At 34.4% G+C, this 15672-nt stretch carries 18 protein-coding genes; 5 read left to right on the forward strand and 13 right to left on the reverse strand.

Annotated elements, in window-relative coordinates; genetic code table 11:
- The first annotated feature begins 31 nt into the window (after window positions 1-31).
- Window positions 32-1612 (forward strand): amidohydrolase family protein, encoded by a 1581-nt coding sequence (locus AACP56_RS03670; protein ID WP_339333313.1) that lies wholly within the window; start codon window positions 32-34, stop codon window positions 1610-1612.
- 6 nt (window positions 1613-1618) lie between these two features.
- On the opposite strand, the gene AACP56_RS03675 is transcribed toward AACP56_RS03670, so the two are convergent.
- The 4 genes from AACP56_RS03675 to AACP56_RS03690 form a co-directional block, all read right to left on the reverse strand.
- Window positions 1619-1864 (reverse strand): hypothetical protein, encoded by a 246-nt coding sequence (locus AACP56_RS03675; RefSeq protein ID WP_339333311.1) that lies wholly within the window; start codon window positions 1862-1864, stop codon window positions 1619-1621.
- A 340-nt stretch (window positions 1865-2204) separates the two neighbouring features.
- On the reverse strand, window positions 2205-2441 hold the full coding sequence (locus AACP56_RS03680; protein WP_339333309.1) for a hypothetical protein: 237 nt from the start codon (window positions 2439-2441) through the stop codon (window positions 2205-2207).
- Window positions 2442-2794: 353 nt separating this feature from the next.
- Window positions 2795-3031, reverse strand: a complete 237-nt coding sequence (locus AACP56_RS03685; protein WP_339333307.1) for a hypothetical protein — start codon at window positions 3029-3031, stop codon at window positions 2795-2797.
- Between the two features lie 183 nt (window positions 3032-3214).
- Window positions 3215-3889 carry a peptidoglycan DD-metalloendopeptidase family protein gene (locus tag AACP56_RS03690; RefSeq protein WP_339333305.1) on the reverse strand — a complete coding sequence of 225 codons (675 nt, stop codon included), beginning with the start codon at window positions 3887-3889 and terminating at the stop codon, window positions 3215-3217.
- Between the two features lie 89 nt (window positions 3890-3978).
- Between AACP56_RS03690 and msrA the strand changes: the two genes are divergently transcribed.
- Window positions 3979-4659 carry a peptide-methionine (S)-S-oxide reductase MsrA gene (gene msrA, locus AACP56_RS03695; RefSeq protein WP_339333303.1) on the forward strand — a complete coding sequence of 227 codons (681 nt, stop codon included), beginning with the start codon at window positions 3979-3981 and terminating at the stop codon, window positions 4657-4659.
- A 43-nt stretch (window positions 4660-4702) separates the two neighbouring features.
- Here the strand turns inward: msrA and AACP56_RS03700 are convergent, their stop codons facing one another.
- The 4 genes from AACP56_RS03700 to AACP56_RS03715 form a co-directional block, all read right to left on the reverse strand.
- Window positions 4703-6190 (reverse strand): hypothetical protein, encoded by a 1488-nt coding sequence (locus AACP56_RS03700; protein WP_339333301.1) that lies wholly within the window; start codon window positions 6188-6190, stop codon window positions 4703-4705.
- Window positions 6162-6752, reverse strand: a complete 591-nt coding sequence (locus AACP56_RS03705) for a hypothetical protein (RefSeq protein WP_339333299.1) — start codon at window positions 6750-6752, stop codon at window positions 6162-6164. Before AACP56_RS03705 ends, AACP56_RS03700 begins: the two co-directional genes overlap by 29 nt.
- Window positions 6736-7275, reverse strand: coding sequence for an RNA polymerase sigma factor (locus AACP56_RS03710; RefSeq protein WP_339333297.1), 540 nt, complete (start codon window positions 7273-7275; stop codon window positions 6736-6738). Before AACP56_RS03710 ends, AACP56_RS03705 begins: the two co-directional genes overlap by 17 nt.
- 142 nt (window positions 7276-7417) lie before the next feature.
- Window positions 7418-7843: an organic hydroperoxide resistance protein gene (locus tag AACP56_RS03715; protein ID WP_339333295.1), complete on the reverse strand. Its 426-nt coding sequence runs from the start codon at window positions 7841-7843 to the stop codon at window positions 7418-7420.
- A 167-nt stretch (window positions 7844-8010) separates the two neighbouring features.
- On the opposite strand from AACP56_RS03715, the gene meaB reads away from it, so the two are divergent.
- From meaB to AACP56_RS03730, 3 genes are read left to right on the forward strand one after another with little or no spacing between them, the layout of a single operon-like run.
- A complete protein-coding gene (gene meaB, locus AACP56_RS03720) occupies window positions 8011-9060 on the forward strand; it encodes a methylmalonyl Co-A mutase-associated GTPase MeaB (RefSeq protein WP_339333293.1) in 1050 nt (349 codons plus the stop codon).
- A 34-nt stretch (window positions 9061-9094) separates the two neighbouring features.
- On the forward strand, window positions 9095-10057 hold the full coding sequence (locus tag AACP56_RS03725; protein WP_339333291.1) for a glycosyltransferase family 2 protein: 963 nt from the start codon (window positions 9095-9097) through the stop codon (window positions 10055-10057).
- Window positions 10038-10913 (forward strand): lysylphosphatidylglycerol synthase transmembrane domain-containing protein, encoded by an 876-nt coding sequence (locus AACP56_RS03730; RefSeq protein WP_339333289.1) that lies wholly within the window; start codon window positions 10038-10040, stop codon window positions 10911-10913. The genes AACP56_RS03725 and AACP56_RS03730 overlap by 20 nt, the downstream gene beginning before the upstream one ends.
- Here AACP56_RS03730 and AACP56_RS03735 read toward each other — a convergent pair.
- From AACP56_RS03735 to mazG, 5 genes are read right to left on the reverse strand one after another with little or no spacing between them, the layout of a single operon-like run.
- Entirely contained in the window at window positions 10910-12568 is a 1659-nt protein-coding gene (locus AACP56_RS03735; protein ID WP_339333287.1) for an ArnT family glycosyltransferase, read from the reverse strand. The genes AACP56_RS03730 and AACP56_RS03735 overlap by 4 nt on opposite strands.
- Window positions 12565-13134, reverse strand: coding sequence for a phosphatase PAP2 family protein (locus tag AACP56_RS03740; protein ID WP_339333285.1), 570 nt, complete (start codon window positions 13132-13134; stop codon window positions 12565-12567). Before AACP56_RS03740 ends, AACP56_RS03735 begins: the two co-directional genes overlap by 4 nt.
- Before the next feature lie 3 nt (window positions 13135-13137).
- A complete protein-coding gene (locus AACP56_RS03745; protein ID WP_339333283.1) occupies window positions 13138-13365 on the reverse strand; it encodes a hypothetical protein in 228 nt (75 codons plus the stop codon).
- Window positions 13366-13368: 3 nt separating this feature from the next.
- Complete coding sequence (locus AACP56_RS03750) at window positions 13369-14739, reverse strand: MATE family efflux transporter (protein WP_339333281.1); 1371 nt, start codon at window positions 14737-14739, stop codon at window positions 13369-13371.
- Window positions 14740-14791: 52 nt separating this feature from the next.
- On the reverse strand, window positions 14792-15568 hold the full coding sequence (mazG, locus tag AACP56_RS03755; RefSeq protein WP_339333279.1) for a nucleoside triphosphate pyrophosphohydrolase: 777 nt from the start codon (window positions 15566-15568) through the stop codon (window positions 14792-14794).
- Window positions 15569-15672: the final 104 nt, after the last annotated feature.

Genomic DNA, 15672 nt, shown 5'->3' on the forward strand with positions numbered 1-15672 from the left:
CGAAATGAGCGCAAACAAAATTTTTAAATAGATGAAAAAATTACTTTTTGCACTGTTTCTATTGTATGGAATAGTATCCTTTTCCCAAGAAAAATTACAAGAAGGACCCTTTAATCAATTGATAATACGTGGTGTTACATTGATAAATGGGAATGGAGCTCCTCCAAGGGGCCCGATAGATATTGTTGTTGAAAACAATAAGATTGTAAAAATTCAAGTGGTAGGTTATCCCGGTGTTGACATAGATGATTCCAAAAGACCAAAATTAAAAGAAGGAGGGAAGGAATTGGACTGTTCTGGCATGTATTTGCTGCCGGGTTTTGTTGATATGCATGGTCATATAGGCGGAATCGCACAAGGTGCTGATTACGATTATGTCTTTAAGCTATGGATGGCGCATGGTATCACCACTATAAGGGAACCAAGCGGACGTAGTATCGATTGGACCTTGGATTTAAAAAGAAAAAGTGAAAAGAATCAAATAATTGCTCCAAGAATATTTGCTTACACTGGTTTTGGGCAGCAAACCAAGGATTTTAATCCACTGAATGATGCTCCAATTTCCACTCCCGAACAAGCACGGAAGTGGGTTAGGGCAAATGCAGAACGTGGCGCAGATGGCATTAAATTCTTTGGAGCTCCACCAGAAATTATGGCTGCCGCATTAGATGAGAACAAAAAACTAGGACTTCGTTCAGCATGCCATCATGCACAGTTGGATGTTGCAAGATGGAATGTTCTTAATTCAGCTAGAGCAGGTTTAACAAGTATGGAGCACTGGTATGGGCTTCCAGAAGCACTTTTTGAAAATAGAACTGTACAGAACTATCCTCTGGATTATAATTACCAAAATGAACAAAATCGCTTTGAGGAAGCAGGAAAATTATGGAAACAAGCTGCCAAACCCTATTCTGAACATTGGAATAATGTTATGAACGAATTAATAAGCTTGGATTTTACTCTAGACCCAACTCTTAACATATATGAGGCCAGTAGGGATTTGCAAAGAGCCAGACGTGCAGAGTGGCATGAAGATTATACTTTACCTTCTCTATGGGAATTTTATCAACCTAGTAAAATAAGCCACGGTTCATATTGGCATGATTGGGGTACAGAGCAGGAAGTAGCTTGGCGAGAAAACTACAAACTATGGATGACATTCATCAATGAATATAAAAATCGTGGAGGGCGAGTAACTACTGGTTCTGATTCTGGCTTTATATTTCAATTATATGGATTTGCTTATGTAAGAGAATTAGAGTTGCTTAGAGAAGCTGGTTTTCACCCTTTAGAGGTCGTTCGTTCCGCTACACTCAATGGTGCTGAAGCTTTGGGAATATCAGATAAGATTGGTACGGTAGCTGTCGGCAAATTGGCAGACTTTGCTATTATTGAAGAAAATCCACTTAAAAATCTAAAAGTACTTTACGGTACTGGTGCGGTTAAATTAACAGAGGATAATGAAGTAGTAAGGGTTGGCGGAGTAAAATATACTATTAAAGATGGTATTATTTATAATTCAAAGGCCCTTCTGGAAGATGTAAAGACCATGGTAGAGCAGGAAAAACAAAAGTTAAATTATACTATTAAGCAACCAGGCGTAAAAGATTAAGATGTATTAAGCAATTTTTGCTTCGCTTTTAGTTTCAAAAACCAAGGCTTTCTTTACTCTAGTATTTTTGAATTTATATACTCTAGCTAGTGTATTCTCTTTTGTGATCTCTTTTTTGTCTTCAACTTTAATTTCAGTTGATAATACAACTCCCATTTCAATAGTAGTTACTTTAGTATCCGTCTTTACATTTTGAGCTAATGCAGTTGCTCCGAAGAAAAGTACAAATGTTAAGGTTAAGATTGTTTTCATGATATTGGGCTTTGTTGTTATTAGAACGCAGCACAACTACCTAAATATGGTTTCATTCGTTGAAAAGCATCGATTTTTAGTTCTACGTGAAATTGTCCGATAAAATGACTTAATTAGCCGACAACATGCCCAAACATGGGGTACACTTTAACGAACTAAGAAGTATTTCAACGTCTTTCTAATGCCGAAAATCATCAATACATAGTTTGAGAAGCATCGCTCGGGTGCTAAAATTATGCGTTACTCAGAAGATATTGTAACCGTCTTCAATCTGGTTTTGGTTAAAACTGGAGTAACAATACTTAAGATAATTGGTAAAAAGATTACTGATACTAACATATTAGGCTAATTTAGAGCTGTTTCTCTTAGTCTTAAATTTTAATTCCTTTATAATCCTAAGATTTTTGAACAGATATAGTCTAGCTACCTCTTTTTCAAGTTTGTTAGACTTTTCAATTTTTATGTTCAACTCAACAGTAGCGGTTTTAGTTTCAACCTTTACTTCCTCAGCAGTAGACTGAGCCATTGCTGCTGTCCCTAGGAAGATGATAAAGATTAAAGTTAAAACTGCTTTCATGATTTGGGTTTTTATTACGATGTAAATTTACCCCAACATGAAAGCGGAAGAAGATTTTGGTCGCTCTACGGCACAAAATTTTCGCTATAAAACATTTATTGGGATAAAGTGTGTTTTATCCTCGACAAACGTTTGCAACCCCAAAAACACCTCATCGATATGAAGTGCATTTAATCGATAACTCACTAAGAAATGTGTACTATCAAACAGTATCTAACCCATAAAAACAAAATTCACTTTCAAATATTACTTTCTTATAGGTTTACGAACCAGTTTATAACTAAGTAGTGCAACGCCCAAAATAAATGTTGAACTTGTAAATAGTAATAATCCAGTTAACAATATCATCATAATTAAGCTAGTTTAGAGCGATTCCTCTTTGTTTTGAATGCCAACTCTTTTTTAATTCTAGAATTTTTAAACATATATAATCTAGCAACCTTATTATCTTCTTTAATTATTTGTTTAATTTCTACATTTAAAACAACGCTTTTAGTGATAGTTTCAACCTTTACTTCTTTAGTAGAGGTTTGAGCCACTCCAAAAGTTCCCAAGAAGATTATTGCGGTAAGAGTTAAAATTGTTTTCATGTTCCCTATTCTTTACAATGTAAAAGTAGCCTGACATGAAACCCAAGACAGTTATAACTCGGTCCAGAGCACTAATTTTTCGCCTAAAAACCAATACTTAGATAAAGTGCTGAAAAGTATCGACAAGCGTTTTTGATCTGACGAACAGCACATCGATTTGGAGTGTATTTCGTCGATGATTGCTTAATATAACTTTAGTAAGAGATTTGGGTTCGGACAATTGTTTACGTAAAAATCTAAATCATCTTTACTGCAAACACCAGGGTAATCACCCTCGAAATTTCCAATATCCTTTATCAGTTGAAAATGAAGATGTGGAGCATAGTTGACATTTATGTCAGGAGTACCTAAAGTGGCAAGAGTTTCTCCTTTAGAAAATTTCTTGCCTACATATAATCCATTCAGTGACTCTAAAGATAAATGTCCATATAAGGTATAAAATGAAAAAACTTCGATTGTATGTTTTAAAATGATGGTAGGCCCATAATTACCTTTATCAGCATTATTATTGAAGCTATGCACAATTCCACTTATTGGCGTTATAACTTTTGTACCTGCACTACACCAAAAATCCAGTCCTAAATGGACATTTCTTTTTTTACCATCAGAAAAACGATTTGATGTAGCATACAAGTTCCGCTTTTCAAGATAACCCCCATAACCTACTTTGGCATTGTTCTTTTTTAAAACCTTGTCAATATATTTTTGGCATTCCTCTGGGTCAGTAATTTCAATTGTGCTTAAATCATTATTATTTGTAGATAAGTCAATGGCTGAGTATTTCGCTAAACTTATTTTTTTATCAAGTATTTGAATACTTTGTTTTGAACATTTTTTTAAAATAGTGGGTAAATTCATCACCAATATTGACTAACGGTATTAACATTTTTTAGTAAACTAATTCGTAAGGGTTATTATCTTGCGACTACTAAAGAAAAAAATTGACCATGAAATTATCAAAAAATACACTTCTAATAGCTCTTTTACTTGTATCATTTAGTTGTCAACCAAAATCAAAAACTTCAAAAGAAGTTACCGCTGAAGCCATATCAGAAAAAGTAGCTCTTACAGCTCAAGAACTACAAGAATATGAAACTGCATATTTTGCCAGTGGATGCTTTTGGTGTGTAGAGGCTATTTTTGAAAGTGTAAAAGGGGTTAAAGAGGTTATTTCTGGATACTCTGGTGGACCAGAAAAGAACCCAACATATGAAAAAGTCGCTTATGGTAGAACAAGACATGCAGAAGCTGTTAAAGTCTATTATGACCCTAAGGTAATTTCTTTTCAAAAACTTGTACAAGTATTTTTTGGTTCCCATGATCCAACTTCCTTAAATAGACAAGGTCCAGATAGAGGTGCACAATACCGCTCTATTGCCTTTTATAAAAATGATAAAGAAAAGAAGATTATAAATGATTATATAACACTATTAGTTTCTGAAGGTGCTTATGATAGACCTATTGTGACTGAGGTAACTAAATTTGAGATTTTCTATGATGCTGAGGATTATCATCAAGATTATGAAAGAAAAAACCCGAACAGCTCCTACATTAAAGCAGTTTCCATACCTAGGTTAAATCGTTTCAAAAAGAATTTTGGGGATTTTTTAAAGGAAGATGCTCATTAGGCTATAAGTTAGCGATGGGTAGGGAATAATTTGGGATTGTAAATTAATTTTGCAACGAAACCTCGCTGTATTTTGAGTTTACACGAATAGATTTGCCAGAGTTGCTATTTTCTTGGAATCCTTTGCAGACTACATTATCAAAGTTTTTAGTACGCTCCATGGTCCACTCGGCTGGGTAAGTTATTCTAGACTTTGTTCCATTTAAATAAAATGATACTGGAGTTTTGGGTACTCTACAGTTAAACTCGCCATTTTTTAGGGACACGTCTATATCTGTAAAATTATCTGATACCGAATTAATTTGAACTGCCCCCAAGTTATTGGTAAGCAATACACTTTTGTTTAACCTATCGATAACCACATTTGAAGAGACTGAATTCAATCTTAATTCCCCAACTTCTTTTAGGTTTACTCTATCGGAATAGTCTGTCTTTAATTGCCCATAATTCCATTTTTGGACCTGTACTGGAGAGTAAGATACCCTAATATTGGTTGCATTACCGTCTATAGTAGAGGCAAGCAAGCTTACGTACTGTAAGCTTGCGTCCATATTTTTTGTAGTCTCAGCTAACTTTACCTCGCCATGCCGCACATTCATTTTTAATTTGACCGATTTTGGCATCTTTATCTTGATGGTTTTTTTTACTTTGTAGCGCTTACTGTTACCATCTTTTGAGAGATAAAAAATATTAGGATAGGAACCCCGTAAAGAATCTCTTTTAGCAAAGAATAAATCTCTATTTTTTATCAAGGAATCCCTATGTAAACGCAGTGCTTCTCGTTGCAAATTTCTAGCTTCTTTTGCCTTTTCTAGTTCTTTGCGTCTTATTTTACGTTCTTCCTCTCTTTTCTCAAGCATTTCCTTAACACTTTTATTGCGCTCTTCATTTAGTCTTTTAAACTCTTCTCCCCATTCCTCAAAGTTCTTTTTAAACTCTTCATCAAAACCTTTGTCAAACTGTTTTTTCCATTCTTTCATATACTTTTCACCATCTTTTTGATAGGCTTCATAGTCAAAGTCAATGTTGGGAATTGGAGGTAGATTTGGAATTACCGACATTTTTGGAATAACTGCTAACTCTGTAAGCTCCGACAATTCTGATAATTCAGATAATTCCGCCAATTCAGGAAACTTTAAGTCTTCAAAAAGTGGTTCAAAATTAAAATCGAAATCAATATTAGAGTCTGTCCAATGACTTACGGAGTTATTAAAAAGGAAGTGATTTTCTCTACCAGTAGAAATCTCTATTTCTTTACTATTCCCTTTTATCTCAATACCTCCCTTTTCAAAATAACGTTCTGCCTCTTCGCTAGAAGCACCATCCAATTCTATGGTTGCTACTATTTCTACTTGATCTTTGTTCCAAGTTTCAAATTCAATATCCGTGTTACTGGTATTTATATTTAACACGGTGTTATCACCAACATTAAAGGTTTCTTTGAATGTTTTGGATTTTTCTTGGGCAAATGCCCCGGTGGTGATGAACACCGAGGTTACTGCACTAAATAATAGTTGTCTGTTCTTGTTCATTTTTTGATAATTTTAATTGATTTAATTTTTCCTTTAGCTTTTTCAATAATTGCAATCGCAATTGTAGGTTTTGGATCAAAGCCTCAATAGTTTGGTCATTAGGACCAATTTCATTCAGTTCTTTATTCAATCTTTTGTATTCAGCATCAAGTTGTGCTAGTTGTTCCATGTAACCATCTACAATATCTTTGTTCTCATCGGACACTTCAAGACCTGCTAATTCCAAGCTAATGTTCGCCACATAATAGTTTTCCACTTTTTTTAGGTCAGGAGAAAGATCTCCTAGTGATATACTAGTTTTAAATTCTTCAGAATTGGTTTTTTCCACAATTGTTGTCTTTTGATCTATAACATCATTAGTGTTCATAAAGAAATAACTAGCAAGGCCAACTAAAAGAATAACCGATGCTGCTATTTTTAGCCATAAATATGATGAAAGACTTTTCGTTTCTGGAAGCTCTTCCTCCAGCCTAGTAAAAAAGCGTTCTTCATGCCCATCCTTCATTGGATAACTTTCTTTTTTACGTTGTTCCTCGAACAGTTTTCTAAGATCTTGTGCCATATTTTAATTCTCTTAGCGATTCTTTTAAATAATTTTTTCCTCTTAACAGCCTAGTTCTGCTTGCTGTCTCAGAAATATCCAATATTTCGGAAATCTCCTTGTGATCATATCCCTCAACTAAATAGAGCTGTACTACAAACCTATATTTTTTGGGAAGTTCCTCTATCTTTTGCTTTACCTCATCTATAGCTACTTCATTATCCACTTCCCAATTATCATCTTCTGCTATATGCATATATCCTTCATCAAGTTCAACGGTTCTTTGGTGTTTTGATTTCAAAAAATCAATACTCCCATTTACCACAATTCTTTTTAACCAAGCCCCAAAAGTTACTTCACCTTTAAATTGATGAATACGTTGGAATGCCTTTATAAATGATTCTTGTAAAACATCCTCCGCATCATCTGTGTTTTTTAAAAAACGCATTGCAACATAGAACATACCATCACAATATTGCTTATAAAGCTTCATTTGTGCTGTACGGTCGTTCAACTTACATTGTTCTACCAGTTCTAATTGCAATACGGTCAGTTTTGGTTTAGTATTCTAGTTATTGCTTAAAGGACGATTTAAAAAGATGGATGTGGCAAAATAATAGGATTTTTAAACAAAAAAATCCTGCTAAAAAGTAGCAGGATTTTTTAATATTCTATTTATCAATCATTTAGACTTCCAACAAAAGATTAAGGTTTACTGTAATATTATCCCTTGTGGCTTTACTGTATGGACAAATTTCATGTGCCTCGTTAATCAATTTTTCTCCAGTTGCTTTATCAACAGTTGGCAAATAAGAATCTAATGTTGCCTCTAAAAAGAAGCCATCTTCTTCTTTATTGAACGCAATTGTTGCCATAACGTTAAAATTCCCTAAATCCTTTATATTATGCTGTTCAGCCACTACCTGTAATGCCCCGGCAAAACATGTTGAATAAGCTGCTGCAAACAATTGCTCTGGGTTTGTAGATTTATAATCCCCTTTACCATTATTGTCTGGCATCTGAATTCCAAAATCTATTACACCATCATCACTTTTCACATGTCCGCTTCTTCCTCCGGAGTTTGTTGCACTTGTCTTGAATATAGTCTTCATTGTTTTAATTAATTTCACAAAATATAATATTTGTATTCTATACAACATAAAAACAATTATTAAACTTCTGTGAAATTATAGTGGTTTTCAAGGAATATTATCCCAGACCATTCTTCGCTCACAATTATAAAATAAAACATATTACCTTAGTAGGTAGTTGGATTTTTATGACCTCACAAAAAAAACAAAGCAGTAGCTTAAAGCATATAAGCAAAATTAAACGGCTTAGAAAGCAAGAGCCCTCAGCCAAAGAATTGATCAAAGGTATTGTAGAAGGTGACAAAGCCCATTTGGCCAAATCAATTACCCTAGTTGAAAGTTCAAACCAAAAACATTCTAAAAAAGCAAATGAAATCATTGAAGGATGCCTTCTATCAAAAACTGATAGTATAAGAATAGGTATCACCGGAGTTCCTGGAGTAGGAAAAAGTACGTTCATTGAAGTTTTTGGCAAAATGCTTACTGGTCTTGGCAAAAAGGTTGCGGTACTTGCAGTAGATCCTTCCAGCACTTTAAGTAAGGGAAGTATTCTTGGTGATAAAACGCGAATGGAACTTTTGGCAAAAGACCCAAAAGCTTTTATTAGACCTTCTCCTTCCAGCGAATCACTAGGTGGTGTGGCAAGAAAGACACGTGAAAGTATTATTTTATGCGAAGCAGCCGGTTATAATGTAATACTGGTAGAAACCGTTGGAGTTGGGCAAAGCGAAACCGTTGTGCACGGTATGGTGGATTTCTTTCTGCTTTTAAAGTTAGCCGGCGCGGGTGATGAGCTACAGGGTATAAAAAGGGGAATTATGGAAATGGCTGATGCTGTTGTAATAAACAAAGCTGATGGTACCAATAAAAAAGAAGCGGACAAGGCCAAATTAGAGTTTAAAGGTGCGCTTCATTTATATCCAGCCAAAGAGAACAATTGGAGTCCAAAAGTGCTTACTTGCTCTGCTTTAAACAATGAAGGAATTGATAATGTTTGGAAGATGATAGAAGACTTTATAGAATTGACCAAAAACAATACATCATTTGATTCAAACAGAACCAGACAAAACGAAAATTGGTTTCTAGAAACGGTAAATGATCGATTGTATCAAAATTTCTATAATGATAAAGCTGTAAAACAAAAATTGAAATCCTTATTGATTGCAATAAAAGAAAACAAAACATCCCCCTTTTTTGCCGCTAAAAAGCTCTTAGAGCTTAAAAATAACCATAAATAAAAAGCCTAAATTTGCGAAGTATTATTCCGTATAAATGAGTTTACCAGCCAATACTTTATTATCAATAGTAGTCCCTCTTTATAATGAAGAGGAGAATATAGTCCTTTTAACTCAAAAAATACATGAAAGTCTAACTGGATATACATATCAAATCATTTACATTGATGATTTTTCAACAGACAACACTCGGAATGTAGTCAAGCAAATGAATGATAATAATGTACATTTGATCGAGTTGAAAAAAAACTATGGCCAAAGTTTAGCTCTAGCCGCAGGAATTGATTATGCAGAGGGTGATTATATCATCACCATGGATGGAGATTTGCAAAATGACCCATCTGACATTCCACAAATGCTTGAGTTTGCCCAAAGTGAAGAGTATGATTTGATTACTGGTATCCGCCAAAAAAGAAAAGATTCCTTGGTCAAGAAAATACCCTCAAAGATTGCTAACTTTTTAGTTAGAAGGGTTACCAAATTAGATATAAAGGACAATGGTTGTGCCCTCAAAGTTTTTACAAAAGATATTGCGAAAGGATTAAATCTTTATGGCGAAATGCACCGTTTTATAACCCTTTTGGCACATCTGGAAGGCGCACAAATAAAACAGGTCCCGGTAAAACACCATGCACGCCACGCTGGGGTTTCCAAATATGGCTTGGAGCGGGTATTTAAAGTGGTAGCGGATATGATGCTATTACTTTTTATCCGGAAGTATTTTCAACGTCCCATTCATTTATTTGGGATTTTTGGGGTGCTCTTGATTATTTTGGGCTCTTTAATTGAAATCTATCTTTTGGTAGTGAAATTTGGATTTGGGCAAGATATTGGAACCAGACCACTACTCATTTTTGGAATGATGTTCATTTTAGGCGGTATCCAATTATTTACTATTGGTATAGTAATGGAACTATTGATTAGAACCTATTACGAGTCTCAACAAAAAAGACCTTATCGCATCAAAAAAATATCCATAGGTGACCGAAAAGCAGCGTAAAAGGCTAATCACATTTTTAAAATTGCTGATTAGTGCAGCACTGATTTATTTTATTTTCACCAAAATTAATTTGGCAGCTGTTTTAACTACCCTAAAAACATCCAATCCATTTTATTTAATAATTGCTTTTGTTCTGGTTGTATTTTCCAAAATAATGGCTTCATTTAGACTGAATTTATATTTTCATCAATTAGGGATACTACTCACCCAAAAAAGTAATCTAAAATTGTATCTCCTAGGGATGTTCTATAACCTCTTTTTACCTGGAGGTATAGGCGGTGATGCCTATAAAGGGTACCTTATTCAAAAAAATTACCAAGTAGGAGCAAAAAAAACAGCAGCTGTTTTAATCCTTGATCGTTTAAGTGGTATGCTTTTACTTTTTTTACTTGCCTGTATCTTAGCTATCGCATTAAATCATTCTTCTTTAAACTCCTTAAAATGGCTTTTCATTATTTCGATACCGCTGAGTATTTTTGCATTTTGGTTGATAAACAAATATTTCTTTGAGTATGTTCTTGCAGTATTTTGGAAATCCTTTGGCTTTTCTGCATTGGTTCAAATTTCACAATTGATTGCAGTAATATTCATATTAAAAGCCCTCTCAATAAAAATGGCAACCATAGCATATTTATTGGTCTTTTTAGTTTCTTCTATTGTATCGGTCTTACCCTTGACCATTGGGGGAATTGGAAGTAGGGAACTTACTTTTTTATATGGGGCGAAATGGCTCAATTTAGATACAGATACGTCTATTAGCATCAGTTTTGTTTTCTTTTTGATTACTGCTTTTATCTCTTTTGCTGGTATTTATTACCACTTTAAAAAACCAAAATTAGAAATAGGCCCATTCTAATAAATGTGTACCAAATGCATTTTATTCAGCACTTTTTTTCGTGTAGTGGGGTCAAGGAATTTTGCTTGTAATCTTGTAATCCTAAACTGGTTTTCGGTGAATTGTCTGTCCCAATCAAAACCAGATTTTCTAAGACTCTCCAAGCCTGCATCATCAACATACACCCAAATATCTTCTTTGTTTGTAATCTCGGTCAATGTAGATGGTATTACAGGTTTTCTATTATAAAAATCCAATGCCCAAGTTGGCATTTCGGAAATCTTATAAATCTTATCTACAGAAATATTATTTGCCTTTACTTTTTCTGCGATAGTGGAACCTGCTTGGTATTTTAAAAGGTTAGGGTAAAAATGCGTGTTCAGCACACCATTTAAAAGTAGTGAGCTACAAACAGATAGAGTTATGATTCGCATGTAATATTCTTCTCGTTTTAAGCAGAAATAAGTGATAACAAGCAATACCAATATTAAAATACCATAGCTATACCAATCTTGAAACTTAAACACATAAAAGCATATCAGCACAGAAAAAATAAAAACAAGACTTAATATAAAGTATTGGAACCCCAGCAATATTTTAATTGTATCCTTTTTGGTGTGCTTATACAAACTGTGCACATAAGAAGCAGTTAGGACAGCATACAACGGCATCATAATATTCATATAATGCGGTAACTTAAATTGGGCAAAGCTTATAATAAAAAAGATTATAGTTATACCGCCTACAGTTAAAAATTCAAACTTTTTATGATACTGAAAGTTTGATTTTATAAATGTTTTTACCCGCCACCAGTAGGCTAACAATGCTAAAACAGTCCACGGAAGAAAAACCCACAAAAAAGTATGGAAAAAGAAAAAGTAATCACTACTGTTCTTGCCATGACCCTCTCCGCTTAAGCGCTCAAAACTTTGTTCCCAAAAAATAAAAAAGATACCACTACGATTACTTTTACCCCTAATTACCTTTTCAGGATGTAAGTCAAACTGTAGATAATAAGCATAAAGCATTGGTGTAATGGTTACTATAAAAACCAACAGTGCTATTATTATTTTCCAATTTAACAGCTGTTTCCATTTTCTGGTATATGCTAAATGACACAAAATACAGATACCTATGACCAATAACGCAATTTGTCCCTTTGTTGAAAAGGCAATACCAGCACCAAACGCCCCTAAGGCAATACTTTTTAAGGTATTATGCTCAATATAGACCACCAATTGCCATACAGAAAAAATAGTAAAACCAGTTAAAACTGCATCTGTCCTAACATCAATAGTTGAAAGCACTATGGTTTGTGCAGTCATAAAAATTAGAGCTGCAAACTTACCCACATCTTGGTTGTACAAGAGTTTAGCAAGTCCGTAGCAGCTGTAAGCCCCTAATAGTGTAGCTAGAACCCCAGGAATACGATAAGCCCAGTCATAAATTCCAAAAAGTTCATAGGAAAGTGCGGCCAACCAATAATGCATATGTGGCTTGTCCAAATACTCGTTGGTACCTTTGAATAAATTTATAAAATCGTTTTCTTGGACCATTCTCATGGCCATCACCGCGAATTGTGCCGAATCATATTCGAAAAGCGGTGCGAACATTCCAATGAGGTACACCAGAACAATCAAAGCAATTAAAAACCAATATCTGGTTGTTGAAATCAAGCCTTAATTTTTAGAGTTGCAAATATATATAACTTGCTAAATAACCAACCAAAAAGTATGCCGACCATGATACCAGTAAGGATATCCAAAGGAAAGTGTACGCCAATATAAATTCTACTGTAAGAAACCAAAAAAGCCCAAATTAAAAGAAACAGTACTATAAATCTCACTTTTGTTTTAAAAAGCAAACTAAAAAAGGTAGCCAACGCAAAAGAACTAGCTGCATGGGCAGAAAAATATCCATAATTGCCTCCACAATAACTTTTCACCAAACGCATAACCCCATTTACCTCTATATCGTGGCATGGTCTTAAACGTTGTACTCCGTATTTAAAGAAGTTGGCCAACTGATCTGTTACTGTAATCAATAATGTAACAGCCATCAGCAATAAAATTGTTTTTTTTAAACCCAGGTATTTAAAGGATAGTACCAAAAGAATAAGATAAATAGGAATAGAATTCCATTTGTTGGTGACAAACAACCAAAAGCCGTCCCAACTTTCCACTCCCAGGCCATTTAGGAACAGAAAAACTTCTTTATCCAATTGTATGAGTTGATCTAACATTGCCTAATCATCATAACGAGCCACTTCCCTATCATAAAATTTGGTAGCAGCTTCAATCAAAGCTTGCGCTTCATCTTCCAGTTCTTTTTCATCTTCTTTAGAAAACTCTTCCAACCATTCTACCTCATCATTCTCTAAGTTGATAATAAACCGAGGAAATTCTGTATGCACTATATAGATACCATTGGGATAATCAGTATTATCTCCAAGAAGAAATTTTGGCAAATCCATCATTTATGGTTTTAAAATCAAGCGTTTTGTTAAATAATTAAATCGAAGATACAACATTACCGCAGATGCAGATAGGCCCAACAAGAGACCAATCCAAATTCCAGTACTCTTAAAATCTGTAAATAACCCTAAATAATAACTTACTGGAAAACCAATTAACCAATAAGCAATAAATGTAATAAGTGTAGGGATTTTTACATCCTGTAATCCACGTAACGCACCTAAAACAACAACTTGGATGCCATCTGAAATTTGAAATACCGCTGCCACAAGCAATAACTTTGCAGCAAGAATTATCACTTCCGTATTATCAATTTGATTGGCGATATCATCAACATCCAAATAAATGGTTGGCAACCAATTTCTACCCAATAGGAATATGGTAGCAAAAACAATCTCCAGCAAAAAAGTAAGAAAAAAAATGGATTGGGCTATTCGCCTTAACTCCTTAAAATTTTTAAGTCCTTTTTGATTTCCAACCCTTACCATCGCAGCAACACTTAATCCCATACCAACCATGAAGGTCATACTACTTAAGTTCAATGCTATTTGATTGGCAGCTTGCGCATTCTTTCCCAACACGCCACTTAGCCATATTGCGGCAGTGAAAATGGCAACCTCAAAAAACATTTGTAGTGCAGATGGGAAGCCTAAGCTTATTATCTTCTGGATAACTTTTTTTTCAATTTTTTTAAAATTGAAACCGGTTACATAGTCATGGAACTTCTTCTTACTCCTTAGTAAATACCAAATAAATCCTACCATTATTATTCTCGATACCAAAGTACCAATAGCAGCACCGACAATACCCATTTTTGGAAAGCCAAATGAACCAAAAATCAGTAAGTAGTTTAAAATAATATTTACCACGTTAGCTACGATAGTAGCATACATTGGATATTTGGTTTGGGACAAACCTTCTGAAAACTGTTTAAATGCTTGAAAAATTATTAAGGGGACCAAAGAAAATGCCACCAATTCCAAGTAAGGTATGGCCAACTCAACAACCTCTTCAGGTTGTTGCATAGTATACATTAAGGGTTTACAAAGTAAAATAATCCCGAAAAGGGAAAAACCTAAAAAGGTACATAGCACCAAACCATGCTTTAAAGCACTTTTACCATTTGCTTTATTACCTGCGCCATCAGCTTCTGCAACTAAAGGGGTAATAGCAGTAGAAAAACCTATGCCCAAGGACATTGCGATAAAAACAAAGCTATTGCCCAAAGAAACAGCGGCAAGTTCGGCAGTACCTAACTGACCTACCATAATATTGTCCGCAAAGGCCACAAATGTATGCCCTAACATACCTAGAATAACTGGGTAAGATAACTTTAAATTATAACGGAATTCTTTAGTGTATTGTTGAAACAACTAGTAGTCTTTTTGTAGTGTTAAAGATACTTTTAAAGAATTGAAAAAACTATTAGTGAAGCTGTTTGGCCTGCTCCCAAAAAACATCCATTTCTTCCAATGTCATCTCTTTTAGGGATTTTCCTAGATCTTTAGATTTCTTTTCTAAATACTGAAAGCGCTTGATAAACTTTTTGTTGGTACGTTCCAAAGCATTTTCTGGACTGATATTTAGAAACCGAGCATAATTAACCATAGAAAAAAGAACGTCTCCAAATTCAGCTTCCATTTTATCTGTATCATTAACTTTAATCTCATCTTGAAATTCTGCAAGCTCCTCTTTCAATTTTTCAAAAACCTGTTCGGGCTTTTCCCAATCGAAACCAACTCCAGCTACTTTCTCCTGAATCCTATTTGCTTTGACCAAAGCAGGCAAGCTGTTTGGCACCCCTTCCAACACACTTTTCTTTCCTTCTTTTAACTTGATGTTTTCCCAATTTTCTTTTACCTGTTCTTCGTTCTCTACCTTTACATCTCCATAAATATGCGGATGGCGATTAATCAATTTTTCACAGATATCATTTGCTACGTCAGCAATATCAAAATCATTGGTTTCAGAACCAATCTTGGCATAAAAAACTATGTGTAACAACAAATCGCCAAGTTCTTTTTTTACTTCTTGTAAATCATTATCTAAAATAGCATCCCCAAGCTCATAGGTTTCTTCAATAGTTAGATGGCGAAGACTTTGAAGGGTTTGCTTCTTGTCCCATGGACATTGCGCCCTAAGTTCTTCCATAATGGTCAATAACCTATCAAATGCCTTAAGTTGACTCTCTCTTGAGTTCATTTAAAAGTTTTGCTTAAAAATACAATCTACTTCAGCGAAGCAACACTTTCATTTAAAAAAGTTTTAAACTAGTAATTCAATACTAGAAAATTAAAGAAGGTGAA

This window comes from Croceitalea sp. MTPC6, assembly GCF_036985525.1.
Lineage (GTDB): Bacteria > Bacteroidota > Bacteroidia > Flavobacteriales > Flavobacteriaceae > Croceitalea.